Genomic DNA, 17825 nt, shown 5'->3' with positions numbered 1-17825 from the left:
TCTCCGACCGCTGCGCGGCCACCTCTCCCGCGCTTTGCGGGGGCGAGGAACCCAAGTCCTGAGCGGACCCGGCCGGGTCCCCGCTGCTCTGCAGCGTCCCGGCGTTCGCCGGCCTTTCATCGTGCCACCGGCACGATGAATTCGCTTACGCGAACCGGCTGCTCACCCCATCCTCTCCACCTCCCCCGCCGACAGGAACAGCAGCACCACATCGCTCATCCCCAGCAGCGGCGTGAAGGTGACGATGGTGATGCCGCCGGTGGCGTTGGTGCGGGTCAGGCCTTCGGAATAGATGTCGAGCGGCGGTTCCTCGTCGAACCAGACGCCGTGCAGCGTCTCGCCTTGCCATTTTTCACGACCTTTTTCAAAACTCTTGAACGACAGCACGCTCTCGCCGGCCTGTACGTCGCCGCCGCCGCCATGGCGCACCACGACGCTGTCGAGCGCACCGGGCGCGCCGCGTCCCATGATGGTGTCGGCGATCGCATCCGCCGGGATCATGCCGGTGCCCCATGCCGCCTGCTGCTGCGGCGGGCCGACCAGCACGCGCTGCGGGTTGTCGCGCGTGCCCTCGCCGGTGACGCCGGCGGCCCATAGCCGCACCGGCGTGTCGAAAACCTTGCCTTGCCACCACTGGGGATAGCGGCCGGTGAGGTGCATCGCCCATTCGGCGCCGCCTGCTCTGGTCTTGCCGAGCTGGTTGCCGGCCATGAACAGCCGCTCGCGATTGGTCGCGCCGGCCGCGTGAAACTCGGCCTGGCGCTGATACGGTTTGTACGCCGCCAACTGGTTGGCGCGGCGCCGGCGGTCAAGTTCCGCCAGCAGCGCCAGATATTCCGCGCTCGCCGGCATCAGCGGGGCCGGGATCGGCAGGGCCGGGATCGCAGGGTTCGTCGAGGAACGGCCGGAGGACGGCTTCGAGGGCGCGGATGCGGCTGCGGATTTCCTCATCGCTCAGCGTGTCCAGTTGGTTGATGGCGACATCGATGTCCTTGGGCAGCACCGAAAGCACGATCTTCAGATACTGGTCGGGCTTGTCGGCCCGCACCTCGGCCAAGACGCCGGCGCCATGCGCCCGGAAATCGGCCCGCACGGCGGCGAGAAAATCGTCGCCCAGCGTCTTCTTCGTCCGCTTCGGGCGGGGCGCCTTCGCGGCTGCCGGGCTGGCGGCGGCTTTGCGCCTCGCCGGCCTTGCCTTGCGGCGCTTCGGCGCGACGTCGGTTTCGTCAGCCATCGGCCTACCCCAAGGCATCGCCGGTCGCCGCTTTGGGCGGCTCCGATCTGCTTCGCCGGACCGCCTTCTTCGAGCGCACGGTCTTCTTCCCGGCCCGCTTGCCACGCTTCGGCCTTGCGGCGGGTTTTGCCGCCCCGGCCTGGGCCTTGAGCTTCGCCATGGCGAGGCCGACAGCGCGGCTGTCGATGCCGGCCCGCGGAAAACAAAACCCACCGCTGGCGTCTCGCACCATCCCGATCAGCACGCCGGGCGCGACCGCTTCGACACGGCCGAGCCGCGCCTGCGGCGCCACGCCCTCGAATTCGCCGATGGCGCTGACGACCTCAAGGCCGTCATCGCCGGTGATGATGGTGGCATAGCGGGGCATGGGATTTCTCGCATCTCGCGGAGGTAGCGCTCTACGGCGCCCCCCTCTGTCCTGCCGGACATCTCCCCCACGAGGGGGGAGATTAAGCACTCGCCGGCTTTCGCCAATTTCCAACGTCTGATGGAGTGGCGGAGCGCCAAAGCTGCCGATCTCCCTCCATGTGGGGGAGATGTCCGGCACGACAGAGGGGGGCGCTGTCCCGCCAGCATTCAGATTTGCAATCGCAGCGGCGTTCCTGGCATGGCGCCAAAAAACAAAACCCGCCTCGGCGGCGGGTCGTTGGCGCAAATCAGCACCATGGACAAATATGTAGCATGGCTGCCCTCACCCGGTCAACGAGCTTCTAGGAAAAAATTCATATTTAACTGGAAGGGGCATGACCGCGGCCTGACATTCATCAGGCTTTTCAACAGCCGGCTCCTGTGAAATCATCAGCGGCAGCTCATGGAATGATTCCCGTCGCACGGCCTTTTAGGAGAGGACGATGGACAGACCAGCCATGGCATCCGTCTTCAGGATGCGGCACGCTCCGGCCACGGTTTCCGGCGTGCGCAGCACTGGCCAGGGCCAGGCGGATCCGATCATCCGGGTGCATTCGCTTGGCGAAGCGATCCGCTTCGTCGCCCACGCTTACCCCAACTACGACATCAGCACCGTCGCCATAGACTGCGGCGACCCTCGATCCCGCGCCTCGGCAGCCTCGAGGTCAAGGCGGTGTGGCGCGAATATGGCGAGCGCCTGACGCAGGAATAGACGCGTCCGGCCGGCCAGCGTCCTGGGATCGGAAACGCCGCTGACGCGTTTCCACTGCGATCAATGGAGGGAGCAGTCCATGAACGTCGCCAACCTGCAACTCGAAGGCCTGCTGATGGCCGTCGCCTCGATCAACCACGTCCTGGTCAAGAAGGGCGTGCTGACAGCGGAGGAGATCGACATTGCCCTTCGCAAGGCCGAGGCCTCCGAAACCGGCGAGGAGCGATCAGGAGGCATGTCGGCGTCGAGCCGCGACGCCGTCAACTTCCCGATCCGGCTGCTGGAACTCGCCAACCAGTGCCAGCCGGAGGCGGACATGCCGTCCTTCTCGAAGCTGGCCCGCATGGTCGGCCAGATGAAGGAGCCCTACAACGACCAGATGTAAGGTCCTCTTCGCGCCTTGCCGGGCGGGCTCTCACGCCCTGCCCGGCGGGCTACTTAAGCCCTGCCCCGGGCGGGCTTTCAAGCCCTGCCCGGCCATCCCAGGTTCAGCGCCAGAATCCTTCCTGGTCCATGGACCGCCGCGAACAGCAGCCCGGCCAGGAATGAAAAATGGTCGACGAAGAAGCCGAATTCGGCCTGGTTGCCTGACCAGTGGCTGGGTCCGTGGAAGGCAAATGCCAGGAACAGCACATAGGCGGCGGCGACCAGGGCGGCCTGCGTGAAGAAGGCGCCGCTCAGCAGACACAGCACCAGCGCAACCTCCAGAATCGCCGCGCACCAGGCGAGGAAGAGCGGGAACGGGAAACCGGCGGCCGCGATATAGCCCGCCGTGGCCTCCATGCCCATGAACTTGAAGGTCACCGCCATCAGGAAGACGGCGGCGAAGATCAGCCGGGCAACGAGGAGGGCCGCGGTCTGCCACGGCGATTGTGCGATTTGCGACGACATGGTTGTTCTCCAGCTTCATCAGCCCCAAGGACGCGCCGCCACGCGCGGATCCGACATGGGCCAGCGATTTTTCATGAGTCGGCGATTTTTTTCTCCGATTTCGGAGCACGCGCAGGGCGCCGGTCGTCAGCCCCCACAACATGCGCCGGGCATTCATGAACAATTAACGATCCTGAAACTTGTCCGTAACCGGCAACGTGATATTGTTAGCTGGGGCTAATGTACGGCGTGTCCTGTGCAGTGATTTTGGGGTGGGTCGAGTTTTGGGCGCAAGCGTCAGGTTGGGGACGAAGTCCTATCTGGTCGAGTCAGCGGTGTTGGAGTGCGATGGCTGCGGCGGCACCGGGCAGGTTTTCCAGTGCCCGCGCTGGACGAGTTCAAACGGCCTTTGCTGTCCCGCCGGCACGCATTACCGCGGCTGCCCCGGCGCCAGCGCGCCCTGCGCCGAATGCGGCGCGACTGACGGCCATGGCGCCGACCCGGCCTTTCCATCGGCCTGAACCGGGGCCGGCGGCAAGCGCCCGGCGGTCGCCGCCATCCGCCATGGAACCAGCATGACCGATCCGTGTTATGTCTGACCGCGACATCTAGACGTCCGCGCAACCATGCGGCTTACAGAAAGTGAGGCCAGCCATGCCCGACGACAAATCGAAGACCAAGCAGGACCGCAAGCTGGTCTCGAGCGAGGAGACCTATGAGGTCGCCGCCTTCGCGCGCAAATACGGCATTCCGCAGGGCGAGGCGCAGACCATCATCAAGCGCTATGGCCCCTCGCGCAAGAAGCTCGACAACCACATGGCCGCGCGCGGATAGAAGAACGCGGCCCGCAAGGCGGCAACCATTTCGCCTGGATGGCGTTGAAGATTGCTGCGGGCCGCGTCAACCGGGCCCGGCGGTACGGTGAACAGGATGTCTTTTTCCCGGTTTCTCATCCTGGCCAACGAAATGGCAGACGAGCATCTGTCCCGCCCGGCCCGTGGCATGCCAAACTGACGAAGCATCGGCTGCACAGCCGTATGGCTGACAGCCAGGGTGGCGAAAACGGAGGGCCGCAACCATGTCCGAGACAACACGCAGGACCGGTAGCTGCCTGTGCGGCGGCGTGCATTTCGTCGTCACCGGCCAGCCGTCGCGGGTTGGCCTTTGCCACTGCAAGGACTGCCGCAAGGCGAGCGGTTCGGTCTATTCCGCCTTTGCCATCTGGCCGCGCGATGCCTTCGAGACATCGGGCGAAGTGGCAAGCTACGGCACACGCAGCTTTTGCCCGACCTGCGGCAGCCGCGTCGCCTGGGTCGACGACAACGAGGCCGAGGTGATGCTCGGCAGTCTCGACGTCGCGCCGACGGACCTTGAACCGCAATATGAATTGTGGACCGGCCGGCGCGAAACCTGGCTGCATGCCTTGCCCGACGCCGAGCAGTTCGAGCATGACCGGCCGCTGGCAGAGGGCGCGGATCTGCCAGCGCCGAGAGCCTTGTCGGACGCCGTCGCGAGCGATTGAGCGCAAGCTTGAAAATTGATCGTCCGGACCTGGAACCCTGCCCTGTCGGCCACGTTATCCGGCGCTTCCTCTGTGCATGTCGGTTCGCCCCCGGTTTTGACCGCCATGCGATTCATGGAGACGACCGTTGAACGACAAGATGTTTCCCCGACCGATCCGCCTGAAATTCACCCCCGAACGGGAGCGCGTGGTGCGCAGCGCCTGGGAAGGTCTGGAATGCCTTGGTGACTGGCCGGCCGGCCGGGGCCGGCGGTACCGGGCGGCACTGCGCAGCTGCCGCGATGCCCTGGATGGCTGGACGCCGCCGGAAAAGGCGATGCGGGCGATGATCGACGCCGCGCGTGAAGCGCGCATCCTCCAATAGCGGGAAAACCAATGGCCGATTTGATGCTGTCGACACCGCTGCGGGTCAAGCCGCATGGATCGGACACGATCCGTGAGGTGGCCACGCTCCAGGACGCCAGTGAAGTCCTCATCGACTGGCCGCATGCCAAGCGCGGCCCTTTCTACCAGGCCGCGCGCGAGAAGATCGAGGCGGCGCTAACCAACAATGAAGGCGCGGCACAGGCACAGGAGGCCTTTACCGCGCTGTGCGATCACGCCGGCCTTCTGGTCCGATAGGCCAAGGCAATGCCCAAACAAAAAGCAGGCGAACTCGCCTGCTTTTTTGGACCCATTTTCGATCATTGGGTGGGCAGATCGCGGTTGACGATCGGGTGGGAACTCTCGAAGCCGAAGCTCTTCGGCGCCATCAGCATCAGGACGATCACAACAGCAATAGAGGCAAGCAACGTGGCGGTGCCGGCAATATCTCTCACGATCCCATCCTTCCAAGGTCCGTCTTGTCATAGAAACGTTTCCTGGTCAGCGAGGTTCCTCTGCAGGCACTGCAATGTCGTCTAACCAGCTCTACTGCTTCGGCGGCTGGGGCGGCACTTCGCCAGGCTTGATTACCGGTGTGTTGCCTTCATCGGGCGCCGGCGCGGCCATGCCTTGGTCGCCGGTAGCCGGCGGCTTCAACACGCCGCCGCAATCACTGAGCTTTTCGCTCAGGTCGCCGCTGCCGGACTGCTGCTTGCCGCCTTGATCCGTCTGCACCCGGCATTTGTCGCCCTGCTGGTTCGGTATCTGCTGAGCCGTCTGTGCCGCGGCCGGCATCGCCACGGCCAGCATCGTGGCGCATGATGCTATGGCGAGAGCTTTCATCTCGGCCTCCTTCGTTGAACAGCCGCCCGCGGCGGCCTTCCCTTCACTGGGACAACGCCCGTCGGCCCGAAAGGTTGGCCCAATGGGTTGGCGAAGAGGGCCTGCCTCTGGGGCCGGAGCGGCTGTCTGTCGCCCTCACTCCAAGGCCGGCCCTGGGTTCGAGGTGGTGCAGCAGCCCTGCCACGATCAGCACGATCAGCATGGCGAACCCGGCCAGAGGCCAAGGCCGCGGGCGACGCCGATCGCGCCGGCGAGCCACCTTCGCGGCGCAAAGAGCCGGCGCTTGCACAAAAGGCGCTGCAACCAACTCCATTCTCCAGCCGTTGCCTGTGCCGGAGGCCAGCCATGTTCGAGCATTTCCAGCCTATCGACGTCGACATCGGGGACGTCAGCATCTTCGTGCGCCGCTCCGGTGGCGGACCGGCGGTGCTTTTGCTGCACGGCTTTCCGCAGACCCATCTGATGTGGCGCGACGTTGCGCCGGCGCTCGCCGAACGTTTCACCGTCATCTGCGCCGACCTGCGCGGCTATGGCCGCAGCGCCTGCCCGGCATCGAGCGCCGATCACGCGCCCTATGCCAAGCGGGCCATGGCATCCGACATGGTGGCGATGATGGCGGAACTCGGCTTTACCAGCTTCATGGTCGCCGGCCATGATCGCGGCGGGCGTGTCGCCTACCGCCTGGCGCTCGACCATCCCGGCCCTATCAAAAAACTCGCCGTGCTCGACATCGTGCCCACGGCCGATGCCTGGGACCGGGCCGATGCCCGGCTGGCGCTCGGCTACTGGCCGTGGTCCCTGCTGGCGCAGCCCGCGCCCTTGCCGGAAAAGATCCTGGCGGGCGCCCCAGACGCCATCGTCGACAATGCGCTGGGCGGCTGGGGTTCATCGCCCGATGTCTTTCCAGCCGGCATCCGCCGGGCCTATGTCGATGCCTTGCGCGACCCCGCCCACATCCACGCGATCTGCGAGGAATACCGGGCGGCGGCAACGCTCGACCGCGAACACGACCGGGCGGACAAAGCCGCCGGCCGGCGCATCGCCTGCCCGGTGCTGGCACTGTGGAGCGGGCAAGGCGCGCTGGCCCAATGGTATGCCGGCGAAGGCGGACCGCTGGCGCTATGGCGGAACTGGGCTGATGACGTGCGTGGCCGCGCTATGTCAGGCGGGCACTTCTTCCCCGAGGAAATGCCCGGGCAAACGGCTGGCGCGCTGATCGATTTCTTCGGCGAGGTCAAGGCCGGTGCCGGTTAGCCACCGCCCCGGTTAGCCACTGCCAGTCACCTCGGATCAGCCGACTGATTGCTCCGCTGTATCGTCGCCGTCGTGTTCACCAGGCCGGAAAGGATCGGATCTTCGCGGACACTCCTCGAAACGATGGTCGCGGCCGCCGCAGAAGGAACAGCACATCGCCTCACGGCCCTCGTTTCCGGGCCACCATTGCGGTGTCTCGTAGGGTTTCCTGCCGTCCATGCCCAGCAATGCGCGACGCCCGATTTGGTTGCGCGGAACCCAACAGACACGAAAGCGGTTGTGTGCGACAATGCAAGCGGCCATTCCAGCGCCAATCCGGACCGGCCGCATGTGCAATTCAGTCAAACCAAAGAGAACCCTAATGTCCGCTCGCGTTCTGACCTTGTTGATGGCCATCGGCGCCGTGCTCGCGACGACCGGCCTGGCCGATGCCCGTCCCGACAGCCGCTCCATGAGTTGCGGCGAGATTCGCGCCATGATCCAGAGCCATCGCGCCGTGGTGCTGACCACCGGCCGCAACACCTATGACCGCTATGTCAGGCAGTTCGGCAACGAGTGCGACTGGCCTGACGTCCCGATGTCGGCCTATATCCCGTCCCGCGACGGTACCTGCCCGGTCCATCGCTGCCAGGACCCGGGCGTCGATTTCCCGAATTGACGGCCGGTGGTCCGAATTGACGGCAAGCCGCAAGGACGCCATAACGTCCCGCCTTTCCCGCTTCGTCTAATGGTAGGACAGCGCCCTTTGAAGGCGTGAATCGTGGTTCGAGCCCATGAGCGGGAACCAAACAAAACCAATGACTTAGATGCAATTTTTGACGTATCGTCGAATATGCATCGATCCCCCGAAGGCCGCCACAGATGGCCTTTTGGGAACTTCCTCGACACGACGACGTTGCGCCTTTTTCGAACGAAGGAGGTTGTCATGGACTGGAATCGCGTCGAGGGAAACTGGAAGCAAGTGAAGGGCAAGGTCAAAGAACAGTGGGGAAAACTCACCGACGATGATCTCGATCGCATCGCCGGCAAACGCGATCAGCTCGAAGGCAAGATCCAGGAGCGCTACGGCATCGAAAAGGATCGCGCCCGTCGGGATATCGATGACTGGTATAGCAGGCAGGGCTGGTAGGAAAGGCACCGTGAATCCAGCCTTCGTCTTCGGCATGCACAGGACTCGCGCAATTTTCCCCGGCCTCCGAAAGCGATGGCCCGCGCCACCCAACTCTGACGCGGGCCGACCAAAGGTCTTGGAGGGACGTTGGTCAGCAGTCGACCCCGGCTGCCGATGATTCAATCAGCGCGCGCTAAAATAGTTCCAACTTTCGAGGCTCCATACTCATGCAACAAAGCCTGGTAAACCAGGTCGTCACCATCTGGAGACTAAGCCGCGGCCAGCCGGCCGACCAACGCGATTTGCGTCAGCTCTTCTGGCTCGAAAAGCCAAGCCACGAGCCGTTGGCCAGCGTTATTGAATTGCCGTGCCTTAAATGAAAGGCCCGCCGCGTGGCCCCCCGCGACGGGCCCTGGGCGTGGCTACATCCTAAAGAATCGACCACGATATCATTAACGCCCGCCTCCAAAGAACGTTCCAGGCATGAAAAAGCCCGCCGGGCGAAACCGGCGGGAAGAGACAGAAGTGCTAGGGATCTACCCAGCATAGGGTCAACAGGTGGCGGCAGGGTTGGTTGCGGACGGGAAATGACGTGGCCAATGTCGCGCAAGGACACCTCCTTTCGGATGACTTCGTTCTTATTGGAAGGCGGGGCATAGTCGGCGCAGCCCGGCAGGACCCCGTGGCCCCCCACAGGTACCGGCCGGCTAGGCTCGGCGCTCCCCTCCAAACTCCGGCGCCGAGCCGCCGCATTCCCGGCCCCCCGATCATACGAACCGCGAAGCGTAAAACTGTAGCCCGCCAGCGGAGCACTCGGCCAAGACCGCCAGTCAGTCTTTGCTACTGTTCCTCCGCCGATCGATCGCGCCATAATCAGGGATGCAGGTGAAGAACACCGGCCGCTGACCCCTGCCTGCACGCTTGCACAGATCGCACCGGAACACTTTCACCAAGTCGTTATGCATGGCGCCGTGGTCGAGACCCAGGCGGGCGCCCAGCGCTTGCAAGTCGATCTGGAGGGAATGATTGCACATCGGATGCCCGCAGGTGACGTAGAACGTCTCGCGGTTGCGAATGGCATCGGCAATGGTTTTGGACATGGTGCGGCCTCAGATTGCAGAAATCGCCGCGCGAGGAATATATTCCTATCGATTGACTTGGCAAGGGCGGAGCCGGTGGCCATCAACAACGTTCTGACGCATGCTCAAGAAAATCGCTTTGCCTCGGCCTTCATGTCGCCGCCTCCTCGGCTGACGCAAACATTCCTCCGTGGATCAACCGCCACGCAAGCCTCCGGCTCATGGGCCAATCAGGGAACAACTTCCATCCCGCGCGAGTTGTTGAGCCGGGAGGACGCGGATCATGATAAGGTGGCCATTGTCATGCAACACATCGATGACACCAAAAAGCTGGTTGACCGCTTGGATGAAACGGAGCGTCGCATCAAGGAAACTCAGGAAGTCATCGAGGGGAACCGTAGGCTTATAGAGCGATCCCGTGAAATTCTTTCCAATGTAGCGAGCGCTGCAGCGCTTCGCGGCTTAGGCTAGTATCTGGACCTGAGAGAGAGTCCGCGCTGAGGCGGGGATAATCCAGCACACGGCATTTGTGCTGAGCATCGTAAGCCGCCGGGAGGAACTCCAGCTTGGCCCGGCTGCCCGTAGTCCCTAAAACCCCCGTGACGACGTGCGATCGGGGATGTGGTTCGGGTCCATGAACGGGAACCAGGCAGAAAACCGCAAGCGAACTCTCTGAACGGAGTCAGGCCGGATCGCTTCAGATCCGCTACCGATCGGCCAATCGGGATACAGGTAGGATATCGGCCGGTGCCCTGCCTGCTAGGACCGCTCGCACCGGAAAATCCAAGTCATCGTTCCTCCGTAGTCCAGCCCCAGGCGGGCGCCTGGGGCCTTGGATGAACAATTCAGAATGGCAGGAGGACGGCGACTTCCGCCCTGGACCCCGTCGCGATTGACGGCCAGTTAACGTTACGTTAACTTTAATTTAGATTACACTAAAATAGGTGGCTCTAATGAAAATGGCCCTCGTTTGCCTGGCGCTTGTCCTCGCCGGTTCAAGTGTCGCTGCGGCGCACGAAAAGAAGGCAAAAGTCACTGCTGCGAACACATGCGCTGGTCTATCGATCAAGGCGGCAGTGGCGGCAAAATTGGATTGCACCGCAACCGGAACAGCAACGTCGACCCAGACCGACGCAGCGAATACCAAGCCGCGCCTCGGGTACCAGAACGCTTGGACGATATCCTCGTTTGGCCTTTGATGTTCCGGCGTTTGGTCTACCCAAAGGCGCGGACCGGGGCCGGGCCTTTAAGCGCGGTCGCTTCCCTGGCCAAGCAGTTTCGATTGCAGGCGTCGAATACCTGCGGAAGAAGCGCAGCCGAATGCCCACGGGGCGGTGCTCGATCCCCGGCATGAAACCTTGCGTCCCGTTGCACGTTGTCGGCCAACAGGAGAGTTTCATGGATCCGGCAACCGCGGCGGTGATGATCATGCTTTCATGCAACGCATCGCTCTGCCGGCCCATGGAGTCGCAGCCCGTCGCCTATTCCTCGCTGGAGGAATGCCAAGCGGCCCTTGCAGTCAGATTGGCACCGTGGCCGGGCGGCGAAATGGTCGGCCGATGCAAGCAGGTCGACCGGACGGCGACCGGCTCGATTCCCCCGGAAGGCTATGCCACGGTTCAAGTCACGCGTGGGATGGGCCGCGATGCGGTCACCACCAACTACTTCGTTCCGAGAGCCAACTAGAAGCCTGGAAGCCGTCGGACCGCCCGTTGGCCGCCAGGCGGACATCGGGCAGGTCACTCGGTTTGCCCCGGCCCTCCTGAAACCATTTCACGGACCCCGCGTTGACGACCGGGCACCGCCAGCCACAGGAGACATTCCATGACCGTCAATTGCCGCATATCCATCGACAACCGGCCGGACGCCACCAACGCCACCTTCCAGGCCGTGCCGCGCATTGGAGAGAGTGTTTCCCTGTCGGTCGACGGAAGCCCGCAGGATTTGCGGGTCTCGCGTGTCGTGCATGTGCCCAACGGCGGCCTGGAAGGCGCCGCGATCATCGTCGAGGTGACGACCAACATCCTCTAGGCCTTGTTTTGCCGGGAGATGCCGGGCCGAGCCTCACGCGACAGTGATCGGCTGATATGAAACCTCGCGCGGCCACGCGCGTTCCATGCGCAACATGGTCGAGGTTCCAATGCAAACCGCGTGGTTCTCCAAGCCCGTCGTGGTTTCGGTCGGCGTCACCGGAGCCACCCGCAACCTGTCCAACACACAACAGGCCATCGAACTCCTCACGACACATTGGCGCGATGCCGGCAGCCTGAAACATCAGTCGGCGCTACGCGCCTGCCGTCGCGCCACGAGTGGCGACGTTTCCCCGGATATCGCGAGGGAGGCCTTTGTCGAGGCCGCGCGCGAGGCGCACGTCCTGGTCGAATAGGCTCCAGGCCCCGCAACCCGGCCTGATTTCGCGTCCTGCCGCCGCTCACGCTCGTTACCACCGTTCACAATTCCGTGATTGACGGAACCTCCTGAAACCACAGGCGTTTTTCTTCCGGCGTTTGTTCAGGCAACATCAGGAGGCGTTTATGCGCATCATGAACCTCGTCACCCTCGCCCTTATCATCCTTGGTGGTCTCAACTGGCTGGCCATGGGCGTAACGGGCTATGACGTGATCGGCACGGCCCTTGGAGGAGCCACCTTGGCCCGCCTCGCCTATACGGTCATCGGTCTTGCCGCCATATGGCAGCTCATGCCGGGCTTCCAGAGCTTCACGGTTGGCGAAGTCGATGCCGAAAGGCATATCCATCATCATCCGTGACCGGTAAAACGGGCGGCGGGGTCCCCCGCCGCCCCACCATGACGGCTATTTCTACGCGCACCTGCCCGGCGGCAACCAAGCTTCCTCGTTCAGGATCGAACGGACAACCTATTGAAATCTCGAATCTAAATACCCAAACCCGCCGCATCGGCGATGGGCTCGGTACCGGCTTGCGCCACGATGATGGAGGCCAGGGGCGCGCTCAGTCGCCATTTCAAATGGCCGGGCGACCGTTCCAGAACGGCTGAGCCACCCAGCGACTGCGGCGCCACACGCTGCAGCACGACGGTGCCGAACCCCTTGCGCGTGGTCTCGTCGCGCCGGTCGCCGGGACGAGGCTTCGATGTCTCCTCCCAGGTCAACTGGAATTCACGCTCGCCCAAGGCGCTAGAGCCTATCGTCCAGGTGATCTCGACCCGGCCGGCATCACTGGACAGGGCGCCATATTTGGACGAGTTCGTGCCGAGCTCGTGGAAAGCCATGCCGAGGTTCTGCACCGCGTTCGACTGCAGCGTCAGGACCGGCCCGGAAAGCAGGATCTGCTCCTCGCGGCCGAAGGGCTTCAGATGCTCCTGGATCAGGTCGAAGAGGCTCGCTCCCGCCCACTCCGAGGTGACGAGCAGATCATGCGAGCGCGACAGCGCCATGATGCGGGCGCGTATCAGTTCCTCGAACTCTTGCGGGTCGCTCGAGCGCTTGCTCGTCTCCCTGACCATCGACAGGATGACCGCGAACTGGTTCTTGACGCGATGGTTGACCTCGCGCATCAACAGCCTGATGCGGCGCTCGCTCTCCTTGGCGGCGGAGATGTCGCGGGCGATCTGCGAAGCGCCGATGATCTCGCCTACGCCGTTCCTGACTGGCGAAACCGTCAGCGAAACGGCAATGAGCGAGCCATCCTTGCGCCTTCTGGTCGTCTCATAGCTCGCCACGCGATCGCCGCTGCGAACCCGGCTGATGATCTCCGTCTCTTCGCCCTTGAGGTGGTCGGGTATCAGCATGAGGATGGACTGCCCCACCGCTTCCTCGGGGCTGTAGCCGAACATGCGTTCAGCAGCGAGGTTCCAGCTTGTGATGACGCTGGTCAGATCCTTGCTGATGATCGCATCGAAAGAGGAATCGACAATCGCCGCCAGCCGCGCATCGGCGCTCGCGCCCAATCGTCCCTTGTCTTCAACATCACTCATCGCCGCCAGGAATTCCGTCATGGCCACCTAACTAGCCCGCAAACCAATCGAGGCAATCGCCCCCCTGACGGAATTAAGGAATCCGCAGCTCCCGGCTTACTCAGCCGTCCCGCCGTTTGGCCTTCTGCCATCGACCTCGGGCGCCAGCACGCCGAATTCCTGCGATTTGGTCCCTTGCCCGGCGGCGAGGAAGCCATCGGAGGCCAGACCCCGGCGCAACAGCTCCCTCACCGCGGCGGAGCGGCTCGGCATGCGCTTTTCGAAGCGCCAGTTTTCCAGGGCCATCAATTCGTCAACGGTGAGCATGATCTGCAGCCGTTCCGGACGTTCCAGGTCAGCCATCTAAGCTTCCTCGCTGGAGCTGAGAATGTGTCGAGTTAGTATCTACCTCGTTCAGCTAATAAATAGGGTTTGCCTGATAATGCGTCAAGTGCCGCCAGTGGGGGAACGGCGCATCTAACCCATGATGAGAATAAGACGTCGGACCCCCACTTGCATTACTATGCTAACTTATTGATTTTATTCAAATATTTTTGAGAATTCGCTTGTCATCCGCGTCCACCTGGCGCATGCTGCGACATGGATAGAAACAAGCCCTCCAAGGGAGGTTTAAATGCGGTACGAATACTCTTCGCGGTTGCTGGACGACGTCAATTCGGCGGTCCAGAGGGCCTTTGAGATGGCAGGCATCGTCAACATCAGCGCGGTGGCGGAACAGATCAGGGTGCGAAACCTGGCCGAGAATGTCGCCCTCGAGGATGTCGAATACCTTGTCCTGCACGCTGCCCAATTGCTTGGCGCGGCAATCGAATTCGACGCTCTGGGCAACGGCTTGGCTGCGAGTGGGAACGGGCTCGTCGACAATGGCGAGGAGAGTGCGGTCATGCCGTTCGATCTTCCTCGGTCAGCCTCGATGCAATAGTCAAAAAAGCCTGCGGACCGCCACGGCTCCAAGCGCAGTGGAACAAGTCCGGTCTCTGGAGGTTACTGCATCGCCCGACGGAGGAGAATGTTGTGAAGACCCTGCGCAGTCTGCTTGCCGAACTGTCTTCCAACTGGCTCCGGCGCCGCAAGGTTCAGGCACCGGTCGCTGGAAATCCGGTCAAACCTGTTTCCCGCCTTCCCCACCAGACCGCGAAGATGCGGCCAGCCCACAAGCCCAAGCCGCCCTCCTCCCGCGACGTTGCTTCAAATATGTAAACGACCGCGAAACCCCTACACACTTTTCCGGGAATTGCCCTAGCTCGCAGCGGTGGCCGAGGCCTTTCTCGGGGTGGCCCGCTGACGCCGCATGCGGCGTTTGGCAACGAGCTTCAGGGCGACCGGCGGCTCGTTCGACAGTGCGCCCACCACTGCATCCATCATGCCATGCGCCACGAAATCCGCGTTGATGTCCTGGGCCAGTTTGACGGCTGCGTCCTTGTCCTCATTTCCGGTCTCCGACCAGAACACGATTCCCACCCGCAGCGCTGCCTTCGTACGCTTTAGCCGGCGAACCAGAAACCGGGCGTGCTTGATGGAATCCGCGTTCAGGAAGCCAACCACGACCGTGTCGACGGTGTCGAGTTCGAGGCGGCGAATACCTCCCGGTTCCATGTCTGCAAAGCCTGCCTTCGAGACCGTCGTGCCCTGGACTTCCAGGACCTGGGCCAGCATGGCTGCTGCGGCGTCGTCAAGCTCGCCACGCCCGCCAGCGCAAAGCACCGACATATCCGTGCCGTCGGGCAGATCGGCCTCCTCCTCGCCGGCGGTCTCACCGTCGTCGCTCGCCTCCGCGGCCACGAGCGTGCCATCCTCCTCATCCGCTTCCTCCTGCGCACTTTCGTCGAGGTTTGCCACCAGCGCCTGCGCACTGGCCGCCAACTGCCGCCTTTGCTGATCGCCCATGACACCGCGCGCACGGTCCTGCTCGCCCAGCAGAAGTGCGGGAATAGCCACCTTGTCGTAGAAATCGACCAGATATTTCTCTTCCAGCATCTCTTCGGCGTGGTCCGTGGCCTCGTCCGGATCACCGGCGAGCAGACGCTGGTAGAGGCGCGCATGGGGTTCGAGCACGGGCTCGTTGCCGAAGAGCACGTCGAGGAACTCGAACTGCGGCACGTGCCTGCCCAGCACCACCAGGCACACGGTGAGCGGTGTTGACAGGACCAGCCCAAGCGGCCCCCAGAGCCACGTCCAGAAGATGGCCGCTACGATGATGGCGAGGGATGACAGCCCGGTTCGCGAACCATAAAGCCAGGGTTCGACGACATTGCCGGTAACCAGTTCCATCACCACGAACAGGGCGGCTGTCCACAGCACGAGCGACCAGCCTGGCGCCACGGCCAGCGCCAGGAACAGCGGCAGCAGCATGCCTATGGCAGGCCCGATGTAAGGAACAAACCGCAGGGCTAGCGCGAGCAATCCCCATAGCAAGGCATTCGGAATGCCGAGGATCCACAACCCGATCGCTATCGGTATCGCGTACAAAATGTTGACGACCAGTTGCATCAGCAGGTACCGGCCAACACGCTTGCCGGCATCCTGAAGCGCCTCGGTGGTGCGGTGAAGGTCGCCATAACCGACAAGCCGGATGAAGCGGTCGCGCAAGTCCTCTCGCTCGAGCAGCATGAAGATGACGACCACGATGATCAGCCCGGCCGATCCGAGCGGGCTGATCAGCGGCCCGACTATGTTCTGCAGGACCTCCAGCGGCCTTTCGCGCGAGACGATCTCGACCGGCACCGGCTCACGCGGCGGCTTTTCCGGGGTGGCGGCCGGCGGCGACGTCTCCTGCCTGTCGATTTCCTGGCCGACACGTTCGACAACCTTGCCCAACCTGGCAATGATCCCTCCGCCGACTCCGGTCTCCTTGAGCGAGCGGATCTTGGTCAGGATGTTGGTCTGGTAGACCGGGATGTTCTGCGCCAGTTCGCTGACCTGCGTGGCGACAATGAAGCTGAACAGGGCAAGGGCGGCGAACGCCCCCAAAACGCTGACGATGACGGCGGCAATCCGGGGAATACCGGCCCGTTTGAGCGCGGACACAAGAGGGGCGAGCGCGAAAGTCAGCAACAGCGCGATTGCTATCGGCAGGAAAACCTCACGCCCGAAATAGAGCGCCGCCACCGTGGTGACGATGGTGGCCACATTGGGCAATGACGTTCGAGGGTGTGGGGCGGCGGGCGAAAGAATTTCCTCCAATCCATGAGGCGGCGATGCCATCCCGTTTCGACGATTGGCCGCCATTCCATGTCCCTCCTGCCGGCTCCATGATCCGGCATATAGAGCCGGCGTACAACATTAGCCAGAGGTGAAACACACGTCGTTCAAGGCGCAGTTTATCCGGCGTGGCGACCGCGCTGAAAGGGCGCACCGGCCTTCCGACGGGCTGCCTGCCCGGCCCGGATCAGCGTGCGCCGTGCCGCGCCAGCGCGTGCTCGATCAGCGCGTCGATGACCTCCGCGTAGCCGATGCCGATCGCCGCCAGCGCCTTGGCGTACATCGAGATGTCGGTGAAGCCGGGCAGCGTGTTGACCTCGTTGACCAACAGGGAGCCGTCGGCGCGCAGGAAGAAGTCGACGCGCGCCATGGCCTCGCAGCCCAACGCCTTGAAGGCTTGCCCAGCCATTTCCCTCGCTCTGTCGGCGGTCGCGGCGGGGACGTCGGCGGGCACTTTGACCACCGCGCCGTCGGCATCGAGATATTTGGCCTCATAGGTGTAGAAGCCATGCTTGCCGGCCGGGATGATCTCGCCCGGCAGCGAAACCGTGAGCGAGCCGCCTGCCCGTTGCAACACCGAGCACTCGATCTCGCGGCCTTCGACGAACTCCTCGATCAGCACCTTGCCGTCGTAGCGGAAAGCCGTTTCGACGGCCGCTTCAAAGCCATCCCCGTCGTTCACCTTGCTCACCCCGAAGGACGAGCCCTGGCGTGCCGGCTTGGCGAAGAAAGGCAGCCCAAGCGCCCCGGCGATCTCCTGGAACGAACCGACATCGCCTCTGTGCACGGTGACCGAGCGGGCGACGGCAAGGCCGGCCTCGCGCATGAGCCGCTTGGCGACGTCCTTGTCCATGGCGGCGGCGGAAGCCAGAATGCCGCAGCCGACATAGGCGACATCGGCGACTTCCGCATAGCCCTGCACCGAGCCGTCCTCGCCGAAGGGACCGTGCAGCACGGGAAAGACGACATCGACAGGCGTAAGGTCAGCCCGTATTCCCTCGTGCGACGCCGAGATCAACCGGCCCTTGCCGCCGGGCAGCAGAGCGACCTCCACGCCGTCCTCCGACACCGGAGCCCCTGCCCCATCGCCGCCAGCCTCGGACGAGGATTGCAGCAGCCACCTGCCCTCCCGGGAAATGGCGATCGGCACCACCTCGTAGCGCGTCCGGTCGATCGCCTTCAGCACGTTGGCCGCCGACAGCCGCGACACGTCGTGCTCGGCCGAGCGCCCGCCATAAAGGATGGCAACCCTGATCTTTCCGGTCATCGAAAT

28 protein-coding genes and 1 tRNA gene are annotated in these 17825 nt (G+C 63.5%); 18 read left to right on the top strand and 11 right to left on the bottom strand.

Features of this window, described 5'->3' with window-relative positions:
* Window positions 1–162 precede the first annotated feature (162 nt).
* Genes EN824_RS02570 through EN824_RS02560 form a run of 3 tightly spaced genes read right to left on the bottom strand, consistent with a single transcriptional unit; the run spans window position 163 to window position 1601 of the window.
* Window positions 163–852, bottom strand: coding sequence for a terminase family protein (locus EN824_RS02570; RefSeq protein ID WP_245520936.1), 690 nt, complete (start codon window positions 850–852; stop codon window positions 163–165).
* On the bottom strand, window positions 809–1234 hold the full coding sequence (locus EN824_RS02565) for a hypothetical protein (RefSeq protein ID WP_245512105.1): 426 nt from the start codon (window positions 1232–1234) through the stop codon (window positions 809–811). Before EN824_RS02565 ends, EN824_RS02570 begins: the two co-directional genes overlap by 44 nt.
* A gap of 4 nt (window positions 1235–1238) precedes the next feature.
* The gene (locus tag EN824_RS02560; protein WP_135931848.1) at window positions 1239–1601 is read right to left on the bottom strand and encodes a hypothetical protein; all 363 of its coding nucleotides are present in this window, start codon (window positions 1599–1601) and stop codon (window positions 1239–1241) included.
* Between the two features lie 484 nt (window positions 1602–2085).
* Here EN824_RS02560 and EN824_RS02550 point away from each other — a divergent pair, with 484 nt between their 5' ends.
* Window positions 2086–2343: a hypothetical protein gene (locus EN824_RS02550; RefSeq protein ID WP_245520935.1), complete on the top strand. Its 258-nt coding sequence runs from the start codon at window positions 2086–2088 to the stop codon at window positions 2341–2343.
* A gap of 90 nt (window positions 2344–2433) precedes the next feature.
* Window positions 2434–2739: a hypothetical protein gene (locus EN824_RS02545; RefSeq protein ID WP_127279404.1), complete on the top strand. Its 306-nt coding sequence runs from the start codon at window positions 2434–2436 to the stop codon at window positions 2737–2739.
* 77 nt (window positions 2740–2816) lie between these two features.
* Here the strand turns inward: EN824_RS02545 and EN824_RS02540 are convergent, their stop codons facing one another.
* Window positions 2817–3245 carry a DoxX family protein gene (locus EN824_RS02540; RefSeq protein WP_127279403.1) on the bottom strand — a complete coding sequence of 143 codons (429 nt, stop codon included), beginning with the start codon at window positions 3243–3245 and terminating at the stop codon, window positions 2817–2819.
* A gap of 633 nt (window positions 3246–3878) precedes the next feature.
* Here EN824_RS02540 and EN824_RS02535 point away from each other — a divergent pair.
* The 4 genes from EN824_RS02535 to EN824_RS02520 all read left to right on the top strand — a co-directional run bounded on the left by EN824_RS02535 (window position 3879) and on the right by EN824_RS02520 (window position 5367).
* Window positions 3879–4058, top strand: coding sequence for a DUF3606 domain-containing protein (locus EN824_RS02535; protein ID WP_135931847.1), 180 nt, complete (start codon window positions 3879–3881; stop codon window positions 4056–4058).
* 244 nt (window positions 4059–4302) lie between these two features.
* Window positions 4303–4746 carry a GFA family protein gene (locus EN824_RS02530; protein WP_127870391.1) on the top strand — a complete coding sequence of 148 codons (444 nt, stop codon included), beginning with the start codon at window positions 4303–4305 and terminating at the stop codon, window positions 4744–4746.
* Between the two features lie 127 nt (window positions 4747–4873).
* Complete coding sequence (locus EN824_RS02525; RefSeq protein WP_135931846.1) at window positions 4874–5110, top strand: DUF982 domain-containing protein; 237 nt, start codon at window positions 4874–4876, stop codon at window positions 5108–5110.
* A gap of 11 nt (window positions 5111–5121) precedes the next feature.
* Window positions 5122–5367, top strand: a complete 246-nt coding sequence (locus EN824_RS02520) for a DUF982 domain-containing protein (RefSeq protein WP_135866170.1) — start codon at window positions 5122–5124, stop codon at window positions 5365–5367.
* A 62-nt stretch (window positions 5368–5429) separates the two neighbouring features.
* On the opposite strand, the gene EN824_RS36500 is transcribed toward EN824_RS02520, so the two are convergent.
* Window positions 5430–5564: a hypothetical protein gene (locus EN824_RS36500; RefSeq protein WP_272483009.1), complete on the bottom strand. Its 135-nt coding sequence runs from the start codon at window positions 5562–5564 to the stop codon at window positions 5430–5432.
* Window positions 5565–5655: 91 nt separating this feature from the next.
* Window positions 5656–5952, bottom strand: a complete 297-nt coding sequence (locus tag EN824_RS02515; RefSeq protein ID WP_127279767.1) for a hypothetical protein — start codon at window positions 5950–5952, stop codon at window positions 5656–5658.
* A gap of 345 nt (window positions 5953–6297) precedes the next feature.
* Here EN824_RS02515 and EN824_RS02510 point away from each other — a divergent pair, with 345 nt between their 5' ends.
* From EN824_RS02510 to EN824_RS02495, 4 genes are all read left to right on the top strand, one after another.
* On the top strand, window positions 6298–7206 hold the full coding sequence (locus EN824_RS02510) for an alpha/beta hydrolase (protein WP_127870390.1): 909 nt from the start codon (window positions 6298–6300) through the stop codon (window positions 7204–7206).
* Window positions 7207–7567: 361 nt separating this feature from the next.
* Complete coding sequence (locus EN824_RS02505; protein ID WP_127279765.1) at window positions 7568–7864, top strand: hypothetical protein; 297 nt, start codon at window positions 7568–7570, stop codon at window positions 7862–7864.
* A 55-nt stretch (window positions 7865–7919) separates the two neighbouring features.
* Window positions 7920–7993: transfer RNA gene (locus EN824_RS02500), tRNA-Gln, on the top strand.
* A 138-nt stretch (window positions 7994–8131) separates the two neighbouring features.
* On the top strand, window positions 8132–8335 hold the full coding sequence (locus EN824_RS02495) for a CsbD family protein (RefSeq protein ID WP_127279764.1): 204 nt from the start codon (window positions 8132–8134) through the stop codon (window positions 8333–8335).
* A gap of 812 nt (window positions 8336–9147) precedes the next feature.
* Here EN824_RS02495 and EN824_RS02490 read toward each other — a convergent pair.
* The gene (locus EN824_RS02490; RefSeq protein ID WP_127279763.1) at window positions 9148–9417 is read right to left on the bottom strand and encodes a hypothetical protein; all 270 of its coding nucleotides are present in this window, start codon (window positions 9415–9417) and stop codon (window positions 9148–9150) included.
* 75 nt (window positions 9418–9492) lie between these two features.
* Between EN824_RS02490 and EN824_RS02485 the strand changes: the two genes are divergently transcribed.
* From EN824_RS02485 to EN824_RS02465, 6 genes are all read left to right on the top strand, one after another.
* Window positions 9493–9867 (top strand): hypothetical protein, encoded by a 375-nt coding sequence (locus EN824_RS02485; protein ID WP_135916728.1) that lies wholly within the window; start codon window positions 9493–9495, stop codon window positions 9865–9867.
* 482 nt (window positions 9868–10349) lie between these two features.
* Window positions 10350–10595, top strand: a complete 246-nt coding sequence (locus EN824_RS35070) for a hypothetical protein (RefSeq protein WP_145972958.1) — start codon at window positions 10350–10352, stop codon at window positions 10593–10595.
* A 199-nt stretch (window positions 10596–10794) separates the two neighbouring features.
* On the top strand, window positions 10795–11082 hold the full coding sequence (locus tag EN824_RS02480; RefSeq protein ID WP_127870387.1) for a hypothetical protein: 288 nt from the start codon (window positions 10795–10797) through the stop codon (window positions 11080–11082).
* A 138-nt stretch (window positions 11083–11220) separates the two neighbouring features.
* Window positions 11221–11427, top strand: a complete 207-nt coding sequence (locus EN824_RS02475; RefSeq protein ID WP_127870386.1) for a hypothetical protein — start codon at window positions 11221–11223, stop codon at window positions 11425–11427.
* An 85-nt stretch (window positions 11428–11512) separates the two neighbouring features.
* The gene (locus EN824_RS02470; RefSeq protein WP_245511705.1) at window positions 11513–11782 is read left to right on the top strand and encodes a DUF982 domain-containing protein; all 270 of its coding nucleotides are present in this window, start codon (window positions 11513–11515) and stop codon (window positions 11780–11782) included.
* Window positions 11783–11930: 148 nt separating this feature from the next.
* Entirely contained in the window at window positions 11931–12164 is a 234-nt protein-coding gene (locus tag EN824_RS02465) for a DUF378 domain-containing protein (protein WP_127870385.1), read from the top strand.
* Between the two features lie 125 nt (window positions 12165–12289).
* On the opposite strand, the gene EN824_RS02460 is transcribed toward EN824_RS02465, so the two are convergent.
* The gene (locus EN824_RS02460) at window positions 12290–13351 is read right to left on the bottom strand and encodes a PAS domain S-box protein (protein WP_245464335.1); all 1062 of its coding nucleotides are present in this window, start codon (window positions 13349–13351) and stop codon (window positions 12290–12292) included.
* A 96-nt stretch (window positions 13352–13447) separates the two neighbouring features.
* Window positions 13448–13693 (bottom strand): hypothetical protein, encoded by a 246-nt coding sequence (locus tag EN824_RS02455; RefSeq protein ID WP_127277998.1) that lies wholly within the window; start codon window positions 13691–13693, stop codon window positions 13448–13450.
* 271 nt (window positions 13694–13964) lie between these two features.
* Between EN824_RS02455 and EN824_RS02450 the strand changes: the two genes are divergently transcribed.
* Together EN824_RS02450 and EN824_RS02445 are read left to right on the top strand one after the other, a co-directional pair.
* A complete protein-coding gene (locus EN824_RS02450) occupies window positions 13965–14273 on the top strand; it encodes a hypothetical protein (RefSeq protein WP_135931845.1) in 309 nt (102 codons plus the stop codon).
* Window positions 14274–14365: 92 nt separating this feature from the next.
* Complete coding sequence (locus EN824_RS02445) at window positions 14366–14551, top strand: hypothetical protein (protein ID WP_127278000.1); 186 nt, start codon at window positions 14366–14368, stop codon at window positions 14549–14551.
* A gap of 39 nt (window positions 14552–14590) precedes the next feature.
* Here the strand turns inward: EN824_RS02445 and EN824_RS02440 are convergent, their stop codons facing one another.
* Together EN824_RS02440 and EN824_RS02435 are read right to left on the bottom strand one after the other, a co-directional pair.
* A complete protein-coding gene (locus tag EN824_RS02440) occupies window positions 14591–16579 on the bottom strand; it encodes an AI-2E family transporter (RefSeq protein ID WP_135931844.1) in 1989 nt (662 codons plus the stop codon).
* 160 nt (window positions 16580–16739) lie between these two features.
* Window positions 16740–17819: a D-alanine--D-alanine ligase family protein gene (locus tag EN824_RS02435; protein ID WP_135931843.1), complete on the bottom strand. Its 1080-nt coding sequence runs from the start codon at window positions 17817–17819 to the stop codon at window positions 16740–16742.
* Window positions 17820–17825 lie beyond the last annotated feature (6 nt).

The sequence above is a fragment of the Mesorhizobium sp. M8A.F.Ca.ET.181.01.1.1 genome (assembly GCF_004792025.1).
In the GTDB taxonomy this organism is placed as follows: domain Bacteria; phylum Pseudomonadota; class Alphaproteobacteria; order Rhizobiales; family Rhizobiaceae; genus Mesorhizobium.
Note: the sequence above shows the minus strand (reverse complement) of the source record. Positions and strands in the feature narration are given on the sequence as shown.